Source organism: Flintibacter sp., from assembly GCF_046973065.1.
This window is the reverse complement of sequence record NZ_JBKVXZ010000060.1, coordinates 1-23399: the sequence shown is the minus strand read 5'-3', so window position 1 is coordinate 23399 and position 23399 is coordinate 1. Positions and strand designations below refer to the sequence as shown.

The following is a 23399-nucleotide window of genomic DNA, read 5'->3' as shown; positions in this document are numbered from 1 at the left end:
AAGACGGCGGCCTCTCACGCCGCAAACATGGGTTCGATTCCCGTACGGGTCACCACTTACTTTTAAGAGTAAGAAAAAAGGAACTTTGATAAAAAAGTTCTTGACAAAGTGAGGAAATCGGATATAATACTTATCGTTGAAAAAGACGGTAAGGAGAGAAAAACTCTTCGGAAGTTTTCTTTGCTTACTTTCTTTTTCGAAGGAAAGTAGTTGGTGTTGATTAGGGCGAGGGTCCACCCGTTCCCATTCCGAACACGGAAGTTAAGCTCGCTTCTGCCGAAAATACTTGCCTGGAGACGGGCCGGGAAGATAGGTAACGCCAACATAAAGGGTTCGGTCCAACCGGACCGGACCCTTATTTGCCTCCTTAGCTCAGTCGGTAGAGCATGCGGCTGTTAACCGCAGGGTCGTTGGTTCGAGTCCAACAGGGGGAGCCAGAATGTGGCTTGCCGCCACAGTTGCTGTGACGGCAAGCCTACTTTTTAAACGCTGTGGAACGGTATGGGCCTTTAGCTCAGTTGGTTAGAGCAGCCGGCTCATAACCGGCCGGTCCACGGTTCGAGCCCGTGAAGGCCCACCATTTAGGGGTATAGCTCAGCTGGTAGAGCATCGGTCTCCAAAACCGAGTGCCGAGGGTTCGAATCCTTCTGCCCCTGCCATGACAAATTACAGCGACCGCTGTCTTTTGATAGAAAGATGGCGCGGTAGTTCAGTTGGTTAGAACGCCGGCCTGTCACGCCGGAGGTCGAGGGTTCAAGTCCCTTCCGCGTCGCCATTTTTAAAGTTCCAGCCAGAGAGCTGTTTGAATAGCCTCCGGAAATATCCGGGACGCTTTGGAAATCCCAGGTTTGGCCTGTTCAAAATAGTTCCTATTTGGGAACAGCCATGCTGCTATAGCTCAGTCGGTAGAGCGCATCCTTGGTAAGGATGAGGTCGGCAGTTCGAATCTGCCTAGCAGCTCCAAGAAAACCACTTAAATCTTCGGGTTTAAGTGGTTTTTCTTTTGCTTTTCTGACTTTTTTATGATGTTTGAGCTTTTGCTTTTTTATTTGACCACACAACCAGCCACAGACAGAGAAACATGGGCCTCCGAAGGTGCTTTGCCTCCGGAGGCCCGCTGCTTTTTCAGCCTGTCGTTTCAGCCTGCCGCAGCCGCTCTTTTTCCGCGGCGATCTCCGCCTTCATCTGCTCAATGAGTTCAGCTAACAGTTGCTCGCATTCTTTTCTGGTCTTTGCATAGACATTGCGGGCGTGCTTTTTGCCGTCCGGCCAGATGGGGGAGTAACGTCCTTCCCAGAGGTGATCGTTGATCTGGCTCAGGCAGCCGGTGCCGGGTTTGCGCCGCTTCCCTTTGTGTGGCTGAAAGGTACTGGGAGCAGGTTTTCGGGGAGCAACTTCCGTTTCTGCCTTGGGAGGCTGTTTCCCAATCCCCAGGTCAATCTTTGCAGCCGCGGTCCGCTGCATCTCGTCTGTCACATGGGTGTAAATGTTCAGGGTGGTGCTGCTGGAGACATGACCGATGATGGTGGAGAGTGTTTTTACATCCATGCCGTGCTCCAGGGAGGCGGTGGCGAAGGTGTGGCGTAGGTCATGAAATCGAATGTGCTTACAGTCTGCTCGCTCCAAGACGGCGGACAGCTTTTTTCGTACTGCTGCCGGATCTTGTGGGGAGTTCTCTTTTACTGGTGAAGGAAACATCCATTGAGAAGGAACGGCTTTCTTATAGCTCTTGAGGACGGCCAGAACCGGGGCGGGGAGGGCGACACTCCGGTTGGAGGCTTTCGTCTTAGGCTGCGATACCACCAGTTCTCCCTTGACCCGATGCACCTGCCGCTCTATCTTCAGAGCTCCTGTTTTGAAGTTCAGGTCCTCCCATTTCAGCGCGCAGATCTCACCACGGCGAAGGCCCGTGGACAGTTCCAGCAGAAGCAGTTCGTAGCAGCCATCCTCCCTGGCCTGAATCAGCAGTCGCTGGATTTCCTCCGGCGTCAGCACTTGCATTTCTCTGGGGTTTGCAGATGGCAGTTTGCACCCATCGGAGGGATTGCGGAAAATCAGCTTTTCTTCTACTGCTTTGTTCAACGCTGCGTGGAGGGTGGTATGGATGCCCCGAACGGTCTGGTCGGACAAACCTTCGCCGTAGAGTTCGGTCCGCAGCAGTCTGCCGCCTGTTTTGAGGTTTGCATAGAACTTCTGGATATCCCCTGTGGTCAGTTTGTCCAGCCGGATGTCTCCGAGAGCAGGGATGATATGCTGATAGATCCGGCGCTCGTAGGACATTTGGGTGTTGGGACGGAGATTCACTTTCTTATATCCCTGGTACCAGACATTCAACCAGTCACCAAGCAGAATCCCTGGCTTTGGCTGATCGGGCACAGGCTCCTGGAGACTTTCCCGCAGCTGATCCAGCTTTGCCACACACTCCGCTTTGGTTTTTGCCAAAACGTTCTTGGTGATTGGGAAGCCCTTTTCATCGCGGCCGACCACATATCGGCCCTCCCAGCGCCCGTCCTTCCTCAGGTGGACGCTGCCGTCTCCGCGTTTTCCGCGCTTTGCCATGGGGCCATCTCCTCTCCTAGATAGTCGGTCAGGAAGCCGCCCACGATCTCCGCGGCTTTCCGATGCATATCGCTTGTAGTGTGGGTGTAGGTGTCCACGGTGAAGCTGGCCTTTGTATGGCCCAGGATACCGGACAGCGTTTTGGCATCCACGCCATTGGCCAGTGCGTGGGTGGCGAAGGTGTGCCCTTACGGTATAATTACGACAAACCGGAAAAGCCCCGTAGAATCAAGGGTTTTGAGGTTTTCAGTCTGGTTTTTTCATCCTTTTCCAAACCGAAAAATCATACTGAAACAAGTCGAATTATAGGGGGTGTTTCATTAACGACAAATGAATAGCAGAAAGGAACTCAAAGCCTTTTGATTTCAAGCACAGTAGAATATTGGATTTAGGCGAAGCCGTCACTTGTTTCGAGTGGCGGCTTTTGTCATTTCCAGGACTACTGTGCAGGCACATGACAACACCAATCAGAAATGAGGTGAAGTCATTGAACACGCAAATTATCGCCATCGCGAACCAGAAAGGCGGCGTTGGCAAGACAACCACCTGCGCGAACCTGGGGATTGGGCTGGCGCAGGCTGGAAAGAAAGTGCTGCTGATCGACGGGGACCCGCAAGGCAGCCTTACTATCAGCTTGGGCCACCCCCAGCCGGACAAGCTGCCCTTTACACTGTCCGACGCGATGGGCCGTATCCGGGAAAACTGCCAGTCTCTGTATGACATGGAATCCACCGACATTGACCGGGTTTTGCAGACCCTCCCGTTTTCGGGGCATGATTCGTTGTTCGACCAACCGCCGCTGCCCAAGCGTCCCTACCGGCCCCGGAAGAACACGAAAACCAAGAACAGCTGAACGCCACAGTCTTTTTTACGAAAGATTGTGGCTTTTTTCATGCCCTGAGAACAGAAAGGAGTGAAGTCAATGGCGGTCTTTCGGATTGAAAGAACCCGCGACTATACGGTTATGAGCAATCATCACCTGCGGAACCATGAATTGTCCCTGAAGGCAAAAGGGTTACTTTCCATGATGCTGTCCCTGCCGGATGACTGGAACTATACCACCCGTGGCCTTGCAAAAATCTGCAAGGAGGGCGTGGACGCCATCGGGAATGCGCTGCGGGAGCTGGAAACTGCCGGTTACATCGTGCGCCACCAGCTGCGGGACCGGCAGGGTCGGATCAGCGACACCGAGTATGTCATATATGAGCAGCCCCAGCCCCGACAGCCGGATACGCCCCAGCCGGATACGGATGCACCAGATACGGCTTCACCAGATACGGAAAACCCGTATCTGGATAAACCGGATACGGAAAAGCCCGCAGAATTAAATATAGAGAAATCAAATACTCAAAAATCAATTACTCAGGGAGCAAGTACCGATTCCATTCCCTTCCGGGAGCCAGCGGCAGCACAGCTGCCGGAACGGAAAGGAAGGGATGCGATGTCTGTCTCAGAGATGGAAAATTATCGGGATTTGATTCTGGAGAACATCGAGTATGACCACCTGTGCCGGGAGTTTACCACCTACCGGGAGGACCTGGACGAGATTGTGGAGCTGATGGTGGAGACCGTCTGCGCCAAGCGGAAAACCACCCGGATCGCTGGCAGCGACTTCCCCCATGAGGTGGTCCGCTCCCGTTTTTTGAAGCTGGACTGCTCCCACATCGAGTTTGTCATGGAATGCCTGCGGAACAATACCACCGAAATCCGCAACATGAAGCAGTATCTGCTTGCGGTGCTGTTTAATGCGCCGACCACGATCAGCAACCACTACACCGCACAAGTTAACCACGATATGTACGCAGGCGGCTGGTAAGCAGCCGCTTTTCTGCTGCCCGAAAACACCGGGAGAAAGGATTTTGCCATGAAACGACCTCTTGCCTACATTACGGCTCCCTGGAGCAACAACCAGTATGAGAACGCCGAGAACGCTGCGGCCTACTGCCGCCAGGTGTACGACGCCGGGTATTCGCCCATCTGCCCGGTTCTGTTCTTGTCCACCTTCCTCAAGGACGAGATTCCCCAGGAACACAAGGACGGGCTGGATATGGCGCGAGACTATCTGCGCCGGTCCCATGTGCTGGTGGTCTGCGGCCACGGCATCGACGAGACCGTGAAGAATGACATCGCCACCGCTGAGCGCCTGCGGATCACCGCTACCACCCTGGACGGTATCCTGACCGTGAAGGGCCAGGGACGCGGGAAAGGAGGTGCGCGCCATGCCTGAGCGTAAGACCGTGGGGCAGCTGATGGATGAAATGCGGCTCAAGGCCGGGGCGCAGAACTACCACGGCCATGAGTACATGGATTTGCAGCGGTTTGCCGAGGACACCCGGCACATGATTATCTTCGATGTACTGACCCACGAGTCCCCGGTGGGCTGGAAAGGCAAACGGACCCGCCTGTTTCTGACGGAGGCCGGATACCAGAAAAGCCTGGAGAGCCAGGAAAAGGGCCATATCAAGATTCTCAGTCATGCCAAGGTGCGCCAGGGGCATCTATACTATGACCGTTCCGACCAGCTGCGCTGAAAGGAGATTCCAACCGTGAAATATCTACTGCGGCGGCTGGTGGTCCCGCCTTAGTATTAAACGCCACCCCTGCAAAATCCGCGGAAAGGAGGCGATGACCTATGCAGGAAGAAGTAGAAAACAGAACTTTGATGCTGGTAGTCAGCGGCACAAAGTTCACCGGGCGTCTGTTTAAGGCTGCCATTTGCAAATATCTTGCCCACCGCAAGGAAAAGAAGCTGCGAAAGCAGAGAATCCGGGACGCGCCTGTGAAGCCCCAGGGCAAGCAGACGGTGAAACAGCTGATCGGCCAGAATCAGGGCGTTTCCAACATCGAGATCACCGACCCCTCCATCAAGGAGTTTGAGAAGATCGCCCGGAAATACGGCGTTGACTATGCGGTGAAGAAGGACCGCAGCAGCTCCCCGCCCAAGTACCTGATCTTTTTCAAAGGCCGGGATGCGGATGCCCTGACCGCTGCCTTTACCGAGTACACCGGCAAGAAGGTCAGAAAGGCGCAGAAAACAGAGCGTCCGTCCGTGCTGGCAAAGCTGAGCCAGCTCAAAGAGCTGGTGAAACACGCCGTCGTGGACCGGAACAAGCGGAAGGAGCTGGAACGATGAAAAAGCAGCTTGACATCAAAAAGCTCCTTTTGCTGAATATGCCGTATATCCTGATGGGACTGTTCGCCACCAACTTCGGTGAAGGATGGCGGATGGCCGTGGGTGCGGACGCTTCGGCAAAAATGCTCTCGTTCTTCTCCGCGCTGCCGGTGGCACTGGCCAGCTGGTGGCCCAGCTTGCACCCTCTGGACCTGCTGGTGGGTCTGTGCTGCGGTGGTGGCCTGCGGCTTGCGGTCTATCTCAAGAGCAAGAACGCCAAGAAGTACCGGCACGGTATGGAGTACGGCTCCGCCCGCTGGGGAACCCATGAGGACATCGCGCCCTACATCGACCCGGTGTTCCAGAACAATGTGATTCTGACGAAAACCGAGAGCCTGACCATGAACAGCCGCCCGAAAGACCCCAAGACCGCCAGAAACAAAAATGTTCTGGTGATCGGCGGCTCCGGTTCCGGCAAGACCCGGTTCTGGCTGAAGCCGAACCTGATGCAGATGCACAGCTCTTATGTGGTGACAGACCCCAAAGGCACCATCCTGGTGGAGTGCGGTAAAATGCTCCAGCGCGGTACACCCAAGCTGGGCAAGGACGGCAAGCCCATGAAGGATAAGCGCGGCAAGGTCATCTATGAGCCTTACCGGATCAAAGTCCTCAATACCATCAACTTCAAGAAGTCCATGCACTATAACCCCTTTGCTTACATCCACTCCGAAAAGGACATCTTGAAGCTGGTCACAACGCTGATTGCCAACACCAAGGGCGAGGGCAAGGCCGGGGACGATTTCTGGGTCAAGGCGGAAACGCTTTTGTACTGCGCCCTCATCGGGTATATCCACTACGAGGCTCCGGTGGAGGAACAGAATTTCTCCACCCTTATCGAGTTCATCAACGCGATGGAGGTCCGGGAGGATGACGAGGAGTTCAAGAATCCCGTAGACCTGATGTTTGACGCGCTGGAGGCTGAGAAGCCAAATCATTTTGCGGTCCGGCAGTACAAGAAGTACAAGCTGGCCGCCGGTAAGACCGCCAAGAGTATCTTGATTTCCTGCGGTGCGCGCCTTGCTGTATTTGACATTGCCGAGCTGCGGGAGGTCACTTCCTACGATGAGCTGGAACTGGATACACTGGGAGATCGCCGGACTGCATTGTTTCTCATTATGAGCGACACGGACGATAGCTTTAACTTCCTGATCTCCATGTGCTACACCCAGCTGTTCAACCTGCTCTGTGAAAAAGCGGACGATGTGTACGGCGGGCGGCTGCCGGTCCATGTGCGGTGTCTCATTGACGAGTGCGCCAACATCGGCCAGATTCCCCGGCTGGAAAAGCTGGTCGCCACCATCCGCAGCCGCGAGATCTCTGCCTGCCTGGTGTTGCAAGCACAGTCCCAGCTCAAGGCCATCTACAAGGACAACGCCGATACCATCATCGGCAACATGGATACCTCCATCTTCCTGGGCGGCAAGGAGCCGACTACCCTCAAGGAGCTGGCCGCCGTGCTGGGCAAGGAGACCATCGACACCTACAACACCGGCGAGAATCGTGGGCGGGAAACCTCCCACTCGCTCAACTACCAGAAGCTCGGCAAAGAGCTTATGAGCCAGGATGAACTGGCTGTCATGGACGGCGGAAAGTGCATTCTCCAGCTGCGTGGTGTACGGCCTTTCCTCTCGGACAAGTACGACATCACCAAGCACCCCAATTACCCATACACTGCCGACGCGGACCCCAAGAACGCCTTTGACATCGAGGCGTTCCTGTCCACTCGGCTCAAGCTCAAGCCCAACGAGGTCTACGATGTGTACGAAGTAGACGTAGAGGGCGCTTAAATCTGTTCCGCTGTGAAAGGAGTGATCGTATCTATCCGCCTCAACCGCCCTTTTTGGGCCATCGGCGTACAAAGCGGACAATCACCAAAAAATAATGAAAAAAGGAGGACAGCCGGAATCAGCCCCCAGAAACCGGGCGGCAGATTGTTCCGGCTTTTGTATGCCTATGAATGACTAAATCTACCTTTTTCAAATGATTCCGGCTAACTTTAATTTATGGCATTTTTCAATCAGGCTATAATATAATTCTGCATATTCCGGTAGGTACAATGACAACGGGAACCGTCAACACCTCATCGGTGAATACGCCGTCTGAAACGGTGCCCTTAGACCGCACGAATGGTGCAGCCAGGCCACTGAAATGATGCATAGTCACCGCAACCATGGTGCGTTGACAGGATGGACCCTAAAATGGATTCAGCATAGCCAGATGTAAATTCATTTTAAGGGGTCTTGCCATGGACAATCACAAAGAGATCTTTCGGCTCAAAAATCTGGGACCCACAAATCGGGAAATCGCAGATGCTGCTGGCTGCGGCCGCAACACGGTCACGGCACATTAGTCCGTGCTCGGGAACAGCAACTTGGCTGGCAGTAAGCGCAGTCCATGCCGCAGCAGAAAGTGTCCCAGTGGCTATTTCCAACCGAGCGAAAGAACCCTGTCTACAAGATGCCGGGCACACCGAGAGATGTAGAAGAGCGGCGTCACCTGCATCTTCACGCTGGACAACCTCAAGATCGGTATTGTCAAGAACTCCCGTACAGAGACTGTGCTTAACAAATCCTACCAGGAGATGTCGGAGCACTACAACACCGCCATTCTTCCGTCCTATCCTCTCAGTCCCAAGGACAAGGCTTTTGTGGAAGGGTTCGTTGGCGTGGTCTCTACCTGGATTCTGGAGGCCCTGCGTAACCGCCAATTTCTGTCCCTTGTGGAACTGAATGAAACAATCCATGAGAAACTGGAAACCTCTAACCACAAGCCTTTCCAGAAATAGAATGGCAGCCGGGCAGCTTGTTTTACCGAGGAGAAACAGTTCCTGCCGCCTCTTCCGGCTGCACCATTTGAGTTGGCAGCCTGGAAAGTGGCTACCGTCCAATATAACTACCATATTAATGTGGAGCGCATAAATTATTCCGTGCCGTATGAGTACATCGAGCAGTAGGTGGATGTGCGCCGTACCCGGACTACAGTAGAGATCTTTTTCGCCGGTATCCAGATCGCCTCTTACCTGCGTCTCCATGGCTGTCCAATCCAGTACAACACGGTGGAGAACCATATGCCGCCGGACCACCAGACCTACCTGCAGTGGACGGTGAGCGTTTCGTCCACTGGGCAGAGCAGATCAGCCAGCACACCACTGCTGTGGTACGCCTTTTCCTCTCTGCCCACAAATTGGAGCAGCAGAAAAACAAGTCCTGTATGGCCCTGCTGAAACTGGCAGACCGCCATTCCTCACATCATCTGGAGAGCGCCTGTCAGAAAGTCCTCCCTTACACTTCTTCCCCCAGCCTAAAAAGCATCCAGTCCATTCTGAAATCTGGGCAGGACAAACTGCCGGATAAGGATGTTCCGGTCAGGCCGAAAGAGCCCAAACCTCATAAGTTTACCAGGGACGCCAGCTACTACAAGAGGGAGGAAAGACCATGCTGAGCAATGAAACGGTACGGAAATTGCATGAAATGCGCCTGAGTGTCATGGCGGAAACCTTCTCCGCCCAACTGGAGGATGTGCAGTTCCGGCCGGTGGCCTTTGAGGACCGCTTTGCCATGCTAGTAGATGTGGAGTGGAGCGCCCGGAAAAGTAATCGTCTACTCGCCTCCTCCGTAATGCTGGTTACGCTGACCCTGCCACATGTGTCGAGAGCATTGAGTACCATCCGGAACAAAAGCTGAACTGGGAGCAGATCCTGCGCCTGGCCTCCTGCACCTACCCCCGGGAAACACACAATGTCATCGTTCTGGGGGCCACCGGCGCAGGAAAGACTTACTTGGCCTGCGCCCTTGGCATAGCTGCCAGCCGCAGTGCAGTACATCCGCCTGCCGGATCTGCTGGTGGGGGTCTCTGTGGCCCGGGCTATGCCACTAAAAAAGGCGCCACCTTTCAAAATCACTCGAAAAGCGACGCCTTTTTAGTGGCTTGCTCCCAAATCTATAGAAATTTTATGAGAGATTATTTTAAGTTCTTCACCTAATTTAGGAATATCCTGTTCGTGAATAAGTTGAACCAAAGTCATCATGGTAATTGCTGCAAATAGGGAAGTTTGGGCACTTCGGATTGGTGCAGCAATGGAGAGAATTTGGTCTTCGTTCTCTCTGTATTCAACAGAATATCCTCGGTTCCTTGCTAATGAGATATCATCTTTTAAAGCCTGTGGGTTGACAAGAGTATGAGCAGTTTGGGGAATAAACTTATGGCTGGATAAGTATGCTGATAATTCTTTTTCAGAAAAACAAGATAAAAATGCTTTCCCTGATGCACAACAATATAATTCCGCCCGATGACCGATTTCCGGTGCTACGCGGATAGATGAGGGGGTATTTGGCGTATAACAATCAACGGTTAATGATTGTTCGCTGTCATACAGCGCAAGACTTGTGGAGACCCCGTATTGGTCAGAAAAATCCCGCATGTAGGGCAGCGCAACAGAAGAAATGTCAATCTGTGAGAGAAATGGCAAATAGATAAGCAGCCGCCCGCCTAAGGAATAATTGTTGTTGATAGAATCCTGCGAGACATACCCCTTCAACCGCAAGGTATGTAAAATCCGATACACAGTGCTTTTGTTGAGGGAGACGCCAGATGCGATTTCGTTGAGAGGGATCCCGCCCGGGTGCAGGGCCAGGTATTCCAAAACTTGAATGGACTTTTCTAATACGGCAACTGTTTTGGACTCTTCTGACATAATCGCTCACCTCTGCACGATGAAGTTATTTTAATGTAGTATATCACATAATAAAATGAAAATCAAATATGTTTTATCATATAGAATAATCACGGCTCGCTTTGGACATTATAACCAAATTATTTTGGATTAAAAGATTTATTATTGACAGATAAAAAAGTGAATAGTAAGATAAAAACATAAAGTGAAACAATGTTTCACAATGAGAAATAGAAAAGATGCAGAACTGGAGGAAAAGGTATGAGAAGTATACGAAAGACCATAGCGGCCCTGTTAAGTCTATGCTTGGTGTTTGCATTGGCTGGGTGCGGTGAAAAGAAAGGAGATACGGCAGGAAACGACAATGAGCTACGGATTGCGTATATCGGACCTCTTACCGGGGAGGCAGCAGCTTGGGGAACACCGGAAAAGAATACGCTGGAGATGTTGGTAGAGGAGATCAATGCTGCAGGAGGTATTGCGGGGTATAACGTTGTGTTGGACACATACGACAATCGAAACGATAACGTTGAAACCAGTAACGCAGCAAAGAAAGCAATCGAGGCAGGCGGTGCGGATGTCATTATTGGATGTAATGCATCTGGAACAACACTGGCCCTGGCCGGGGTTTGTGAGGAGTATAAGGTGCCCTGTGTTGCAACCTGTGCCACGAACTCAAAGGTGACCGAGGATGATAATGGGAATGTCCGCGAGTGGACATTCCGGGTATGCCTGGCAGACCCTGCACTCGGGACAGTTATGGCTCAATATGCCTATGACGTTTTAGGGATCCGCAGTGTTGGGATTTTGCAGGAAATCAGTTCGGACTATTCTACGGGAATTACCACAAACTTTCAGAAGGCGTTTGAGGAGCGCGGGGGTTCGATTACTGATATTGAGTCCTACACAACCGGCGATGTAGATTTCAGAGCCCAGCTGGCTGCACTGCATCAGAGTGCACCGGAGGTGCTGTTTCTGCCTATGACCTATAAAGAACTTGCATTGGCTACAACACAGGCCCGTGACCTGGGGATGGAAGAACTGTTTATGGGGCCGGACTGCTGGATGGCGGAGGACATTTTCTCCCTGGCCGGAGAAGCAATTACCGGATCGTATTTTGTCTGTACTGTTGATGGAAACGACAGCGATTTGGATGAGTTCAAGGCAACCTATCAGGATACGTTCGGGGAGCCTTGTGATGCGGCGGGTCAAAATGCATACTTTGCATATGATGCGTTTGCTGTAATTAAGGATTCGGTAGAGCGGGCAGGCAGCACGGATTCTGCTGCAATTCGCGACGCCTTGGAAACAGTTGACCACGTCGAGGGCTTGACCTGCGATATTTCTATCCGTGAAGATCACAAGGTGGTTCGCGATGCTATTATTTTCCAAGTGGGCGAATCTGCATTTGAAGCGATTGACACATATGAGATTTCCTATGACTAACTTTGACAAGCATAATATGAAACGCATGATATAACGGAACGATTGGACCTGCTGATAAGAAGAGCGGTAGGCAGACTGGTGAACCTGCCAGGATAGAACGCTAGTATTGTCGGTAGGTTCAATCTATGCTAGACCGATAAAGCGATGACAAAGGAGGCGGACGGTGTGTTTTTTCAACAGTTGATAACCGGGTTGTCCATCGGCAGTATTTATGCACTGATGGCGGTCGGATATTCACTGATTTACAGCTTGCTCAATTTTACAAATTTTGCACACAGCGCATCGGTACTGATTGGCGCATATGCGGGTTACTTTTACCTCAGTTTGGTAGCGGACAATATTTTGGTGGCAGGGGTCTGCGCAATCCTTTTGGGTGCACTGTTGGGGGCTGTCATTGAGCGAGTGACATATCAGCCCCTGCTGGACAAAGGAGCGAAACGCATCTATCTGCTGATTGCAGGACTTGGTATTTCCATCATCGGAGAAAACCTGATTGTTGTTTTGCTGGACGGCCGCTTTCATGCCTATACAACGGAATTTTCTTCCGCTCCGATTTCCATCTTTGGAGCAAGTATCGGCTTGGTGGATTTGATTATTCTGCTGGCCAGTGGATGCGCTCTTCTGCTGGTGCAGCTGCTGATTCAGAAGACAAAAGTGGGGCTTGCCATTCGAGGAGCCGCGTTTGATCTTACAACAGCATCTATCATGGGAATCAATGTACGAAAGCTGATTCTTTTTGTCTTTGTTCTGGCCGGTGGATTGGCTGGAATGTCAGGTGTTTTTCTGGGGCTGAAATACACAGCCTATCCGACTCTGGGAAATCTGACCACAAAGGCGTTTATCAGTGCGGTATTTGGAGGTTTGGGTAGCTTGCCGGGGGCAATGCTCGGTGCCATGCTGCTGGGGATATTGGAGACTCTGGTGTCCGCCTATGTTTCATCCTCACTTCGGAATCTGTTTGCCTATGCGCTGTTGGTCGCTGTTCTCCTCATTCGGCCTGCTGGACTGCTGGGGAAGAGCTCGGAAGATAAAGCATAAGGGGGGAGTGGCATGGCATCGTATTGGATTGGCGTTGCAACGCTGACGGGAATTTATTTGATTGCAACATTGGGTGTTTCCATCCTGGTTGGGTTCACGGGACTGTTTTCGCTTGGACATGCAGGCTTTATGGCCATTGGAGCTTATGTGACTGCAATTGTGGTGAAAAGTCTGCAGGTACCATTTTTAATAGGATTATTGGCAGGAATCTTTGCAGCTATGCTGGTAGGTGCGCTGATTGGGAAGGCGACCTTGCGCCTGAGTGGAGACTACTTTGTAATTGCAACACTTGCCATTGGAGAATGTACAAAACTTCTGATTGAAAATATGCCCACGATAACAGGTGGTTCCAGAGGACTGACAGATATTGAAAAGGGGACTTCTTTTCCCCTGGTATTGGTTCTCCTGGTCGTGATAGTAGTAGGGCTTGCTAATTTTTTGCATTCTAAGCAAGGAAGAAACTGCGTGGCGGTACGGGAAGAAGAGCTTGCGGCAAAATCCATTGGGGTCAACACCACGAATTATAAAATGCTGGCATTTCTTATCAGCTGTGCCCTCTGCGGTCTGGCTGGTGGCCTGTTGGCGGGATATATGGGGTATCTATATCCCACAATGTTCACAATGGCTAAGTCAAATGAACTGACTATGACGGTGATCCTGGGTGGTACAGGCAGTTTAACTGGTACAATTTTAGCAGGGATTATCCTGATCCCGTTACCGGAATATTTGCGGATTCCCTCTGTAGAGGAGTGGAGAATGGTTGCCTATGGCGTGCTTGTAGTTGCGGTTGTCGTCTTCAAACCATCCGGATTGATGGGGAATAAAGAGTTTACGATATACGGTCTGCTGCGCCGTATCAAACGGTTGATGCAGAGAAAACGGGATGGGAAGGCGGACGGAGGTGGTCAGGATGAGTAAAGCAGCAAAACTGACGGTGGAACATGTGACAAAGCGGTTTGAGGGAATTGTTGCCTTGAACGATATCAGTTTTTCTGTTGCCCCTGGGGAGATCCATGGAATCATCGGGCCCAATGGAGCGGGAAAGACCACCATGTTTAACTTGATTACCGGGATTTATCACCCAACAGAAGGAAACCTGATGTTAAACGAGGCATCCCTGGTTGGAAAGAAGACCCATGAGACAGCGGCAATGGGTGTGGCCCGGACATTCCAGAATATCCGCTTGTTTGGAGAACTGAGCGTATACGACAATATCATTACCTCCTGTCAGAAACATCTCTCCTATTCCCTCCTGGACGGAATTTTCCGAACAGGAAAGTTTCGAAGAGAAGAGAAAGAAATTGCAGCCTTTTCCAAAGAGATTCTACAGGAACTGGGGCTGTGGGAGCTGCGGAACCAGGTGGCTGGAAATCTCCCCTATGGACAGCAGCGCCGCCTGGAAATTGCCCGGGCAATAGTGACAGAACCGACGCTGCTGCTTCTGGACGAGCCGGCAGCCGGAATGAATGAGGAGGAGTCGGCAAAACTTTCCTCTGTAATCAAATCCATCCGGGCGGCCTATGACGTGACCATTATTGTAATTGACCATCATATGGACGTGATTATGGACAGCTGTGATCAGATTACGGTTTTCAATTTCGGAAGCAAATTGGCGGAGGGGAAACCTGAGGAAATTCAACACAATCCGGCGGTGATTGAGGCATACCTGGGAGGTGAATAGATTGTGCTAAAGGTGGATCATCTCAGCTACTCCTACAAAAAGATACAAGCCCTGCGTGATGTCTCATTTGAGCTGCAGCCAGGGGAGATTATGGCAATTATCGGGGCCAACGGTGCGGGAAAATCAACGCTGATGAAGTGTATTGCAGGCGTTCTCCGTCCTTCCAACGGTCATGTGGCGTTAAATGGGGAGGTTTTGCCGCCCCGGGCACATGAAGTTGTAAAACGGAGAATGGTACTGGTGCCTGAGGGCAGATGGATTTTCCCTGGACTTACCATTGAAGAGAACCTGGAGATCGGGGCGTATACCGTTAGTAGCAGTGCTGAGGGAAAGGAGCGCGCCTTCTCTATGTTTCCCAAACTGAAGGAGCGCAGAAGACAACGGGCTGGAACACTCTCGGGAGGCGAACAGCAGATGCTAGCCATTGCAAGAGGGCTCATGGCCAATCCGGAGATTATCATGCTGGATGAACCCTCCCTTGGTTTGGCGCCGTTGATCGTTAATGACATTATTCGAATCATTCAGGAGATCAACCGGAAAGGAGTGTCTGTTCTGCTGGTGGAGCAAAATGCCAAAAAGGCACTTGCAATTGCGGACAGAGCCTGTGTTTTGGAACAGGGCCGGATTGTGAAACGGGGCAGCGGGAAGGAACTGGCCGCCGATGAAAGTATTATTCAGTCCTATTTGGGCGGAAAATAAAAAACAGGAGATGGATTGCAGTGAAAACCTTACTTGATGAGATTCTTCAGACATTGGATGTAAAGCAATCGGTGGCGCACATCGAGTGGCTGACCGAAAATACCCCCAACCGGATTTCCGGAAAGGGGCAGGACCGCCGGGCGGCAGAATATATCTGCAAGAAAATGGATGAATATGGATTGGAGACCAATCTGCTGGAATTTGAGGCATATAACAGCCATCCGGGCAGTTCTGAAGTTGTGGTGACCTGCCCTGTGGAGAAAAAACTTGCCAGCCTGCCCTGTTGCCACATCAACTCCACCCCGCCCGAGGGACAGGAGTTTGAGGTGGTCTACCTCGGCTCCGGCGGGGAGGAGGATTATGCTGGAAAGGACGTGGCGGGTAAAGCGGTTCTGGTGGAGGTGTCCTATGCACCGGCTACGCCGGAGAAGGCCATGCTCGCCAGCGAGCACCATGCAGCTGCGATGATTTGCATGAACTGGGGCACAACAGAGCATGAATTGATCTGTAACCGGGGTTTGAAGGCGGTATGGGGAAACCCTACACCGGAGAGCTTTCCCACAATTCCGCAGCTCGTGGGGGTAAGTGTTACCCGGAAGGACGGAGAGTATTTAAAAGAACTGTGCCTGAAAAATGAGCGTGTAACGGTAAAGATTCAGGCCAGTGCGACGCGGCATTGGGAATACCTCCCGCAGCCCATGGGAATCCTTCGTGGGACGGAGGAGCCAGAAAAATTTTTGCTGGTCAGTGCCCATCTGGATGCGTGGTGTCCGGGTGTAACCTGTAATGCGACTGGCGATGGTACAATGTTGGAGATGGCGCGCGTCTTTGGCAAATTTAAGGACAAGCTGAAACGCAGTATCTATTTTTTGTACTGGAACGGACATGAGATTGCAGAGGCGGCAGGTTCCACCTGGTTCCAGGATTACTTCTATGAGGACATCCGGGAGAACTGTATTGGATACATAAACATTGATTCTACGGGAATGAAAGGTGCTGCCAAATACTGCACGGATGCATCCAGGGAGCTCTCTGATTATGCCGACCAAATAATTCGAAAAGTTCTTGGAGAGGACTTGGATGTGAACTATCTGGCAAAAACCGGAGACCAGTCGTTTTTCGGGGTCGGAGTTCCCTCTATTGCCGGGCGAATTTCTTACCTCCCGGATGTGGTGCAGGAACAAAACGGCGCAACACTGGGGTACTGGAACCACACCTGTGAAGATACGCTTGACAAGATGGATATACAGAACCTGGAGAAAGACAACCGAGTGGATGCCGGGGTTATTTGGGGCCTTGTAAACGCAGAGGTGCTGCCCTACGACTTCCAGAAAACCTGTGAAGACATCGGGGAGAAAGTGGCATTTATCCGCAGGGAGAGCAAAAATATCATTGAACTGGGCGGAATTGAAAAGTCGATCTCCAGGCTGGCGAAAAATGTATCTGTTCTAAATGAAAAGCGTGCCAACGCCGCAAACCTGCCCAAAGAGGAGATTAGAAGACTGAACGCCACACTGCTGCGCCTGAGCCGCAGCCTCACAAATGCATTTTATACCAATGCGGAGAAGTATGATCAGGACAGCTATGGCCGTACGATCCTCTCCAAACCGCTGCCGCTGCTCTACCCTATGATCAAACTCAGCGGACTTTCAAAGGATACCCTGGAGTATCGGCTGCTCTACACCAAAATGCTGCGCAACCGGAACCGGGTAGCAGATGCAGTAATGCTTGCCAACGAGTATGTGGAACTGTTCCTTGGAAAATAGTCAGATGGAGAACAGCAATGAAAATAAAAGTAATCATTCCAAACAGCGGGATGTCCCGTAAAACGCTGGATGAGCGGGAAATCATGCTGAAGGGATATGCAGCTGCCGATACGGAGATCTCTGTGGATTGCATCGACGGAGGTCCGGAGAGCATTGAGTCGTCCTATGACGAGGTGTTGGCGGGGCCTCATATCCTGCGAAAAGTGACCCAGGCGGAAAAAGACGGGTACGATGCCATTATCATATACTGCGGCAGTGACCCGGCGGTTGCCGCGGCCCGGGAACTGGTGAAGATTCCTGTAATCGGGCCAGGAAAGCTCTCCAAAATGGTGGCTTTGGATATGGGATACAGATTTTCTGTACTGACTGTACTGCCAACCTGCATTGCGCGTGATACAGAGGCCGTCTATGAGAAGGGGTTTGATATGACCCGGCTGGCCTCCGTGCGCAGCATCGGGATTCCGGTTTCTGATGTGAGGGAGGATATGGATGCCACGTTTAATGCACTTTACCAAGCAGGCAGGCTGTGTGTGGAAAAGGATGGTGCCCATTGTGTTGTCCTTTCCTGCCTTGGAATGGCAGGAATGGGGGAACGTCTGTCCGAGGCGCTGGGGGTACCGGTTCTTGATCCTGCGCCGCTGGCGGTACAATACGCCCAGATGTTGGGGACGCTTGGGATTTCTCAGAGCAGAGAGGCCTATCCGGCTATTGGGGAAAAGATCCATATTTGAATGAACGAGGTGAGAGAACCAGATGCAGACACAGCAGACCTGGGATTTGGAAGACGTAAAGGAAGAACTGAAGGCGCTGATCCGTATCCCCTCTGTTACAGGCGGAGAGGAGGCAATTTCTCAGCATATTTTTTCCCGACTGAAACAAATTGGTGCGGACTATGTTGAAAAACAACTTGTTGAGGAGGGGCGGTATAATGTGATTGCTCGGATCCACGGAGCCTTTCCGGGGAGACGGATTCTGCTGACCGGGCATATGGATACAGTTGCGCCGGGAGACGGCTGGACAACAGAACCGTTTGAGCCTGTGGAACGGGATGGTAAAATCTTTGGTCGGGGCGCAAACGACATGAAAGCCGGCATTGCCATTATTATACAGGTGGCAGCAGCTGTTGTCGCACACAGGCAACAGTTTTCGGGTACTTTGGAAATTGTTTTTGTATGTGATGAAGAGGCATACTCCAAAGGGATGAGGTGTTTCATGGGCATAAACCCAACAGCAGATTTTTGTATTGCCGCAGAGCCGGAATTTGCCACTATGCAGATTGGCGCATGTGGAAAACTCTTAATCCGTGCTCGTGCATATGGGCGGTCGGCCCATGCTGCACAGCCGGAGAAGGGGATTAATGCTGTTGAGGAGATGGGCCGCTTACTGGGCTCTTTGCGGAATCTTCCGCTGTATTCCCACTCCACTATGGACAGCCAGCCCTATGTCACGCTTCAAGTAAAAGGTGGCGGAGAAGAGTACCAATTGGTGGTACCTGACACCTGTACGGCACTGATCAACAAACATATTGTTCCAGGCGAGACAGCTGAAACAATTTGTGAAGACCTCCGAAACCAGGTGAAATGCCTTGGTTTACATGCGGAATTTACTTTTGAAACAGAAGTTCCATTCTATCCACCCTATGTAGTGGAAGAAACACATCCAGATGTTCAAAAGATTCGTCAACTCTATTACCAAGTGACAGGGAAGACACTGCAGGTGGGATATGCGGACGGCGTCTGCGACAACAACTATCTGACAGCAGAATGTGGAATACCAGCAGTTTGTTTCGGACCTGGAGGCGGTGGCATGCATGCTGCTGATGAGTGGGTCAGTGTTGAGGAGATGTCTGTCGTTATGCAGGTGTATATGCGATATCTGTTGGGAGAAGAGCAGGACGCCCCTGTTCGTATAGAATACATTCTCTGACAAAATCAGGCAAGAAAGGAGGTCGGGGCAGAAGTCCCGGAAAATTGTTCAGCATAGGGCACCGTATTGATGTTATGGATGAACGAAAGGAAGTCTTCTCAATATAGGTCAAAAACGAACTTTTCATATAGTAAAAATAAAACGTTGGCAATACTGTTTCATCAGCAATATGAATACGATAAGCCCTTTGATGTAAGGCATATTTACCTTCAATATAGTATTCCGGGAGATTTTAACCGTGTTACAGTTTCCGATGTCAAAAAACTAATGAATGGCAACGGAAGTGGACGGGTACAGAGATAGAAAGGAGCCTGTCATTACTGTGAAATGGATCAACAATAAGGCAAAGGGTCTTAAACAAGGAACAATCCGTGCCATGTTTGACCGTGCAAATAAAATGTCCGATGTTATCAGTTTAGGTATTGGAGAACCTGATATGCCAACCCCGAAACTGATATGTGATGCATGTAAGGAAGCCCTTGATAAAGGTATTACACACTACACACCCAATGCCGGGATGCTTGCCTTCCGACAAGCAATTGCTGAAAAGACTTACCTAAAAGATCTGCACTATGACCCAAACACGGAAATTATCGTTACCAACGGCGGTATGGGGGCACTGAGTTTGTTATTTCTTGTACTGCTCAATGATGGAGATGAGGTCCTGATTCAGGATCCGCAATGGCTGAACTATGTGGCACAAGTTTCTTACTGCGGCGGTATAGCGGTTCGGGTACCAACTGATTTGGCACACAATTTTGAAATGCAACCTGAGACCATCGAAAACTGTATCACGCCCCGTACGAAGGCACTGATGATCAATACTCCGAATAACCCCACGGGATCTGTCATGACGCGGGAGACGATGCAGAAAATTGCAGAACTAGCAGTGAAACACGATCTCTTAGTCATATCTGATGACGTATACAATACGCTGCTCTATGCCGGAGAAGAAGCACCTTGTATTGCGGCGTTTCCTGGTATGAAGGAGAGAACGGTGATCATTAATAGTTTCTCCAAATCATATGCTATGACAGGCTGGAGAATCGGATATGTAGCAGGGCCTGCAGAAATTGTTGACCGAATGACTAAATGTCAGGAAAATTTTAATGCCTGCGCCAATGCTCCTGGTCAATATGCTGGTACAATTGCTCTGGACCATCCGGAATTATGCAAAGAATTATGCCGAATTTTTGCGCGACGCCGAGATATCTTGCTAAACGGTCTGTCTAAGATCAACGGTATACACTGCAATCAGCCGACAGGCGCATTTTACGCCTTTGCTGATATCAGTGGTTTTGGCTTGAGCAGTGTCGACTTTTGCAATCGCCTGTTAGAAGAACAAAAAGTCGTGTGCATTCCGGGCAGCGCATTTGGAGAGTGTGGAGAAGGCTTTATCCGTATTGCCTACACCTGCTCGGAAGAGGATCTTTCTGAAGCGTTACGTCGGATAGAATGCTTTTGTAAAACGTTGGCATAGATTCAACTGTGTCGAAATGCATTGAAAATAGTAGCATAGATACTTATAAAAATAAAAGAACCATATGGTGAAGATTGGTTTGTATTTCAATTCGGATGGCAGATGACTACTATTATCGGGAAATTACTTGCTGCCAGTACTTAGGGTATTGAGGTGGCTGAAGTTAGACCGAACGGCGTAATTTCTTGCTATCTGGGCAGATTTTTATCTTTGATAACGGCGTACTAAAAATAGAGGAAATCGCCATGGAAATGCTCTGTCAAGCAAAAGAAAAACTGTATGGCTGGCGAGGCAATTGAAAGGATTTTGTAATTTCAAACTAGTAAACTGGAACACAAGAAAAAGTAAAGATAGCAAGAAGGTGGCTGAACTTCCTTTAGGAATGTAAAGATTTTAGACTTCTGTTCCTTGAGAGTCTCAAAAGAAGTTAACATTTCTGTGGAAAATCAATAATACAATCATTGCGAGTTTAAGCGTTACAGTTGCCACACTGACCACACAACCAGCCACAGACGGAGCCGGAACCATCGGAAATCCTGCGATTCAAAAGTGTGGGAAAGCAATCTGTCTGGAGCGGAAATACCTATAAACAACGCAAAAAGATTAGAAAAATGAAAAAATTTGTGTTGGTAAGGATGAGGTCGGCAGTTCGAATCTGCCTAGCAGCTCCAAGAATCCTCGAGAACTTCGGTTTTCGAGGATTTTTTGTTTTTAAACCCTGTGGATCATTTTACCTGTGGATTATTTTAACTGTTTTAACTGAGAGAAAAAAGCAAAAAGAATGTAAGCGGGTAGTGTCAAGGATTTTTCGCAAATTAGTTTGCAGTCGCTGGAGTAAATGAAGTCAGCCAGCAATGGAGGCATCCTCAAGGACGGCCTCCAGGTGATTCATATTCATGTACTTCTTGTTGCCCCACTGGGTACCGGCCACATGGCGCAGCCGGGCACAAACCAGCATAAGGGCAGAGTTGCCGTCTGGGAAACTGCCCACCACACGGGTGCGGCGGCGGATCTCCCGGTTCAGCCTCTCAATGACATTGTTGGTGCGGATGCGGGTCCAGTGTTCGCTTGGAAAGTCGCAGTAGGTAAGAGTCTCTTCTATACCATCCTCTACCTTCTTGGCGGCCTCCTTCAGTTTCATGGAACGGATTTCCTCCACCACAGCCTTAGCCTTTTCTCTGGCGGCTTTCTTGCTCTCCTGAGCATGGATCGCTTTGAGCATCTTGGCCACCAGTTTCACCTTGGAGCGAGGCGTTACAGAGAACACGTTGCGGTAAAAGTGGACGGTGCAACGCTGGTACTTTGCTTCGGGGAACACTTCTCCTACGGCCTCCAGCATGCCAAGGCACTTGTCTCCAACCACCAGCTTGACCCCGTCCAAGCCACGGCCATGCAGCCACTGGAAGAAGCTGACCCAGCTGGCTTTGTCCTCTTTCATACCCTCAGCGGCGCCCAAAACCTCTCGGTATCCATCCTCATTGACCGCGATTGCCACCAGAATAGCCACATTTTCAAACTCTCCACCCCAGTTGCGGCGCAGGTAGATCCCATCCACATAGACATACGGATAGTGTCCGCCCTGCAGAGGGCGGTTTCGCCAATCCTCGATGTGGACATACGCTTTCTTGTTCAGTTCACTGATGGTGGAGGGAGAAACCTTGCTGCCCCAGAGGGCCTCGGTAATGTCCTCTACACGCCGGACGGATACGCCGGCCAAGTACATCTCAATGAGAGCCTCTTCCACGCTGCTCTCCCGGCGGCGATACCGCTCAATAATAGCGGTCTCAAAAGAGATCCCTTTGAGTTTAGGTACCTTGAGAGTTACATCCCCAGAAGTGGTGGTGAGGTTGCGGCTGTAGTGGCCGCTGCGGTAGCCCTGGCGCTGCTCGTTACGCTCGTACCGTGCCGCTTGGGTCAACTTCTCTGCTTCGGCCTCCAACAGCTCGTTGAGCGTTTCTTCTACACTTCCACGCACAAGTTCCTTGAGTTGGCCCTTGATAACTTCTTCGTTTAGCTGTACAATCTTTTCCGACATGGTTTGCTGTCTCCTTTCGAATGGTGTGTCGCGACTTCATTCTACCAGAGATCTGCAAGCCATGTCTCTTTTTGTTTTTGCGAAACTTATTCTACCTTATCCTCGTTGTTTTGCTATGACGCGTGTACAGGGAGGGATTTTATCAAAATACGAATATTCCAGACAAAGGCGGCGTCTTAATATATGCCTTCATACGTTAATACCTCCTTTAGACGATGTGTAGATAATAAGAGTATAAAGATGAGATAAAGATGTATTAAGAGGTGGAGGCTTATGTGGCGGCTTTTACATAAAAACAATAAGTCCCCGTTCCGGATTATTATATTTGGCTTTCTGCTGGTTATTTTCATGGGAAGTTTTCTGCTCATGCTTCCTGTATCAACAAAAACGGGGGAGTGCACCCCCTTTTTGGATGCGCTGTTCACTTCCACGTCTGCCGTTTGTGTGACGGGATTGGTGATCCATGATACCGCCACCTATTGGTCCAATTTCGGGCAGTCCGTCATTATTCTGCTGATCCAGATTGGCGGGGTGGGAGTCATTACGGTGGCGGGTGCGTTTGCGATTCTCTCGGGCAGAAAGATCGGACTGATGCAGCGCAGCACCATGCAGGAAGCAATTGCGGCGCCAAACGTGGGGGGAATCGTACGGCGGACTGGGTTTATTTTAAAAACGGCCCTGGCGGTGGAGCTATTCGGCGCGGTGCTGCTCTTTCCGGTGTTTTTTCGTGAGTTTGGACTTTTAAAGGACGCGTGGTATTCGCTCTTTCATTCCATTTCCGCCTTTTGCAATGCAGGCTTTGATTTAATGGGGGTCAAAGCCCCCTTTTCTTCCCTGACGGATTATGCAGGCAATCCTGTGATCTCCATTGTGATCGCGCTGCTCATTGCCATTGGCGGCATTGGCTTTTTGACCTGGGAAGATA

At 50.7% G+C, this 23399-nt stretch carries 24 protein-coding genes, 5 tRNA genes, 1 rRNA gene and 1 pseudogene; 27 read left to right on the top strand and 4 right to left on the bottom strand.

Annotated features, from left to right (window positions below; all coding sequences use genetic code 11):
- Nucleotides 1–209: 209 nt before the first annotated feature.
- The 6 genes from rrf (at nt 210) to ACLTXB_RS16010 (ending at nt 963) form a co-directional block, all read left to right on the top strand.
- Nucleotides 210–325: ribosomal RNA gene (gene rrf, locus ACLTXB_RS16035) — 5S ribosomal RNA — on the top strand.
- A 39-nt stretch (nt 326–364) separates the two neighbouring features.
- Nucleotides 365–437, top strand: a tRNA-Asn gene (locus ACLTXB_RS16030).
- Between the two features lie 66 nt (nt 438–503).
- Nucleotides 504–580: transfer RNA gene (locus ACLTXB_RS16025), tRNA-Ile, on the top strand.
- 3 nt (nt 581–583) lie between these two features.
- A tRNA-Trp gene (locus ACLTXB_RS16020) sits at nt 584–659 on the top strand.
- A gap of 39 nt (nt 660–698) precedes the next feature.
- Nucleotides 699–775: transfer RNA gene (locus tag ACLTXB_RS16015), tRNA-Asp, on the top strand.
- Between the two features lie 112 nt (nt 776–887).
- A tRNA-Thr gene (locus ACLTXB_RS16010) sits at nt 888–963 on the top strand.
- Nucleotides 964–1125: 162 nt separating this feature from the next.
- Here the strand turns inward: ACLTXB_RS16010 and ACLTXB_RS16005 are convergent.
- Together ACLTXB_RS16005 and ACLTXB_RS16000 are read right to left on the bottom strand one after the other, a co-directional pair.
- Nucleotides 1126–2559 (bottom strand): tyrosine-type recombinase/integrase, encoded by a 1434-nt coding sequence (locus ACLTXB_RS16005; protein WP_428227669.1) that lies wholly within the window; start codon nt 2557–2559, stop codon nt 1126–1128.
- A pseudogene (locus ACLTXB_RS16000) lies at nt 2517–2744 on the bottom strand (tyrosine-type recombinase/integrase); the annotation flags it as partial. The pseudogene ACLTXB_RS16000 and the gene ACLTXB_RS16005, both read right to left, overlap by 43 nt.
- 302 nt (nt 2745–3046) lie before the next feature.
- Here ACLTXB_RS16000 and ACLTXB_RS15995 point away from each other — a divergent pair.
- The 11 genes from ACLTXB_RS15995 (at nt 3047) to ACLTXB_RS15945 (ending at nt 9713) form a co-directional block, all read left to right on the top strand.
- Nucleotides 3047–3412 carry a ParA family protein gene (locus ACLTXB_RS15995; RefSeq protein ID WP_428227668.1) on the top strand — a complete coding sequence of 122 codons (366 nt, stop codon included), beginning with the start codon at nt 3047–3049 and terminating at the stop codon, nt 3410–3412.
- A 69-nt stretch (nt 3413–3481) separates the two neighbouring features.
- Nucleotides 3482–4375 carry a DUF6017 domain-containing protein gene (locus tag ACLTXB_RS15990; protein WP_428227667.1) on the top strand — a complete coding sequence of 298 codons (894 nt, stop codon included), beginning with the start codon at nt 3482–3484 and terminating at the stop codon, nt 4373–4375.
- Nucleotides 4376–4423: 48 nt separating this feature from the next.
- Nucleotides 4424–4786, top strand: coding sequence for a hypothetical protein (locus tag ACLTXB_RS15985; RefSeq protein ID WP_428227666.1), 363 nt, complete (start codon nt 4424–4426; stop codon nt 4784–4786).
- Complete coding sequence (locus ACLTXB_RS15980) at nt 4779–5090, top strand: DUF5720 family protein (protein WP_428227665.1); 312 nt, start codon at nt 4779–4781, stop codon at nt 5088–5090. Before ACLTXB_RS15985 ends, ACLTXB_RS15980 begins: the two co-directional genes overlap by 8 nt.
- A gap of 101 nt (nt 5091–5191) precedes the next feature.
- Nucleotides 5192–5692 carry a PcfB family protein gene (locus ACLTXB_RS15975; protein WP_428227664.1) on the top strand — a complete coding sequence of 167 codons (501 nt, stop codon included), beginning with the start codon at nt 5192–5194 and terminating at the stop codon, nt 5690–5692.
- On the top strand, nt 5689–7518 hold the full coding sequence (locus ACLTXB_RS15970) for a VirD4-like conjugal transfer protein, CD1115 family (protein WP_428227663.1): 1830 nt from the start codon (nt 5689–5691) through the stop codon (nt 7516–7518). The genes ACLTXB_RS15975 and ACLTXB_RS15970 overlap by 4 nt, the downstream gene beginning before the upstream one ends.
- Before the next feature lie 770 nt (nt 7519–8288).
- Nucleotides 8289–8516, top strand: coding sequence for a hypothetical protein (locus ACLTXB_RS15965; RefSeq protein ID WP_428227662.1), 228 nt, complete (start codon nt 8289–8291; stop codon nt 8514–8516).
- An 87-nt stretch (nt 8517–8603) separates the two neighbouring features.
- Complete coding sequence (locus ACLTXB_RS15960) at nt 8604–8684, top strand: hypothetical protein (protein ID WP_428227671.1); 81 nt, start codon at nt 8604–8606, stop codon at nt 8682–8684.
- A gap of 143 nt (nt 8685–8827) precedes the next feature.
- Nucleotides 8828–9172 carry a hypothetical protein gene (locus tag ACLTXB_RS15955; RefSeq protein WP_428227661.1) on the top strand — a complete coding sequence of 115 codons (345 nt, stop codon included), beginning with the start codon at nt 8828–8830 and terminating at the stop codon, nt 9170–9172.
- Nucleotides 9166–9414, top strand: coding sequence for a hypothetical protein (locus ACLTXB_RS15950; RefSeq protein ID WP_428227660.1), 249 nt, complete (start codon nt 9166–9168; stop codon nt 9412–9414). The genes ACLTXB_RS15955 and ACLTXB_RS15950 overlap by 7 nt, the downstream gene beginning before the upstream one ends.
- On the top strand, nt 9387–9713 hold the full coding sequence (locus ACLTXB_RS15945) for an ATP-binding protein (RefSeq protein ID WP_428227670.1): 327 nt from the start codon (nt 9387–9389) through the stop codon (nt 9711–9713). Before ACLTXB_RS15950 ends, ACLTXB_RS15945 begins: the two co-directional genes overlap by 28 nt.
- Here ACLTXB_RS15945 and ACLTXB_RS15940 read toward each other — a convergent pair.
- Nucleotides 9651–10424 (bottom strand): IclR family transcriptional regulator, encoded by a 774-nt coding sequence (locus tag ACLTXB_RS15940; protein ID WP_428227659.1) that lies wholly within the window; start codon nt 10422–10424, stop codon nt 9651–9653. The two genes, ACLTXB_RS15945 and ACLTXB_RS15940, sit on opposite strands and share 63 nt — an antisense overlap.
- 240 nt (nt 10425–10664) lie before the next feature.
- On the opposite strand from ACLTXB_RS15940, the gene ACLTXB_RS15935 reads away from it, so the two are divergent.
- The 9 genes from ACLTXB_RS15935 (at nt 10665) to ACLTXB_RS15895 (ending at nt 20439) form a co-directional block, all read left to right on the top strand.
- Complete coding sequence (locus ACLTXB_RS15935) at nt 10665–11849, top strand: ABC transporter substrate-binding protein (RefSeq protein WP_428227658.1); 1185 nt, start codon at nt 10665–10667, stop codon at nt 11847–11849.
- A 165-nt stretch (nt 11850–12014) separates the two neighbouring features.
- The gene (locus tag ACLTXB_RS15930; RefSeq protein WP_428227657.1) at nt 12015–12887 is read left to right on the top strand and encodes a branched-chain amino acid ABC transporter permease; all 873 of its coding nucleotides are present in this window, start codon (nt 12015–12017) and stop codon (nt 12885–12887) included.
- A gap of 12 nt (nt 12888–12899) precedes the next feature.
- Entirely contained in the window at nt 12900–13805 is a 906-nt protein-coding gene (locus ACLTXB_RS15925; RefSeq protein ID WP_428227656.1) for a branched-chain amino acid ABC transporter permease, read from the top strand.
- Complete coding sequence (locus tag ACLTXB_RS15920) at nt 13798–14568, top strand: ABC transporter ATP-binding protein (RefSeq protein ID WP_428227655.1); 771 nt, start codon at nt 13798–13800, stop codon at nt 14566–14568. The genes ACLTXB_RS15925 and ACLTXB_RS15920 overlap by 8 nt, the downstream gene beginning before the upstream one ends.
- Nucleotides 14569–14571: 3 nt before the next feature.
- Complete coding sequence (locus tag ACLTXB_RS15915; protein ID WP_428227654.1) at nt 14572–15267, top strand: ABC transporter ATP-binding protein; 696 nt, start codon at nt 14572–14574, stop codon at nt 15265–15267.
- Between the two features lie 326 nt (nt 15268–15593).
- Complete coding sequence (locus ACLTXB_RS15910) at nt 15594–17033, top strand: M28 family peptidase (protein WP_428227653.1); 1440 nt, start codon at nt 15594–15596, stop codon at nt 17031–17033.
- 17 nt (nt 17034–17050) lie between these two features.
- Nucleotides 17051–17764, top strand: coding sequence for an aspartate/glutamate racemase family protein (locus ACLTXB_RS15905; RefSeq protein WP_428227652.1), 714 nt, complete (start codon nt 17051–17053; stop codon nt 17762–17764).
- A 22-nt stretch (nt 17765–17786) separates the two neighbouring features.
- Complete coding sequence (locus ACLTXB_RS15900; RefSeq protein ID WP_428227651.1) at nt 17787–18959, top strand: M20 family metallopeptidase; 1173 nt, start codon at nt 17787–17789, stop codon at nt 18957–18959.
- A 322-nt stretch (nt 18960–19281) separates the two neighbouring features.
- On the top strand, nt 19282–20439 hold the full coding sequence (locus ACLTXB_RS15895) for a pyridoxal phosphate-dependent aminotransferase (RefSeq protein WP_428227650.1): 1158 nt from the start codon (nt 19282–19284) through the stop codon (nt 20437–20439).
- Nucleotides 20440–21283: 844 nt separating this feature from the next.
- Here the strand turns inward: ACLTXB_RS15895 and ACLTXB_RS15890 are convergent.
- Nucleotides 21284–22474: an IS256 family transposase gene (locus tag ACLTXB_RS15890; protein ID WP_428226195.1), complete on the bottom strand. Its 1191-nt coding sequence runs from the start codon at nt 22472–22474 to the stop codon at nt 21284–21286.
- Nucleotides 22475–22747: 273 nt separating this feature from the next.
- On the opposite strand from ACLTXB_RS15890, the gene ACLTXB_RS15885 reads away from it, so the two are divergent.
- On the top strand, nt 22748–23399 hold a 652-nt coding region (locus ACLTXB_RS15885), incomplete at its 3' end, for a potassium transporter TrkG (protein WP_428227649.1).

Excerpts from the sequence above, each read along its gene's own strand:
- ACLTXB_RS16005 (WP_428227669.1), bottom strand. The coding sequence starts at position 2,559 with ATGGCAAAGCGCGGAAAACGCGGAGACGGCAGCGTCCACCTGAGGAAG.
- ACLTXB_RS15990 (WP_428227667.1), top strand. The coding sequence starts at position 3,482 with ATGGCGGTCTTTCGGATTGAAAGAACCCGCGACTATACGGTTATGAGC.
- ACLTXB_RS15985 (WP_428227666.1), top strand. The coding sequence starts at position 4,424 with ATGAAACGACCTCTTGCCTACATTACGGCTCCCTGGAGCAACAACCAG.
- ACLTXB_RS15980 (WP_428227665.1), top strand. The coding sequence starts at position 4,779 with ATGCCTGAGCGTAAGACCGTGGGGCAGCTGATGGATGAAATGCGGCTC.
- ACLTXB_RS15975 (WP_428227664.1), top strand. The coding sequence starts at position 5,192 with ATGCAGGAAGAAGTAGAAAACAGAACTTTGATGCTGGTAGTCAGCGGC.
- ACLTXB_RS15970 (WP_428227663.1), top strand. The coding sequence starts at position 5,689 with ATGAAAAAGCAGCTTGACATCAAAAAGCTCCTTTTGCTGAATATGCCG.
- ACLTXB_RS15950 (WP_428227660.1), top strand. The coding sequence starts at position 9,166 with ATGCTGAGCAATGAAACGGTACGGAAATTGCATGAAATGCGCCTGAGT.
- ACLTXB_RS15940 (WP_428227659.1), bottom strand. The coding sequence starts at position 10,424 with ATGTCAGAAGAGTCCAAAACAGTTGCCGTATTAGAAAAGTCCATTCAA.
- ACLTXB_RS15935 (WP_428227658.1), top strand. The coding sequence starts at position 10,665 with ATGAGAAGTATACGAAAGACCATAGCGGCCCTGTTAAGTCTATGCTTG.
- ACLTXB_RS15925 (WP_428227656.1), top strand. The coding sequence starts at position 12,900 with ATGGCATCGTATTGGATTGGCGTTGCAACGCTGACGGGAATTTATTTG.
- ACLTXB_RS15920 (WP_428227655.1), top strand. The coding sequence starts at position 13,798 with ATGAGTAAAGCAGCAAAACTGACGGTGGAACATGTGACAAAGCGGTTT.
- ACLTXB_RS15905 (WP_428227652.1), top strand. The coding sequence starts at position 17,051 with ATGAAAATAAAAGTAATCATTCCAAACAGCGGGATGTCCCGTAAAACG.
- ACLTXB_RS15900 (WP_428227651.1), top strand. The coding sequence starts at position 17,787 with ATGCAGACACAGCAGACCTGGGATTTGGAAGACGTAAAGGAAGAACTG.
- ACLTXB_RS15890 (WP_428226195.1), bottom strand. The coding sequence starts at position 22,474 with ATGTCGGAAAAGATTGTACAGCTAAACGAAGAAGTTATCAAGGGCCAA.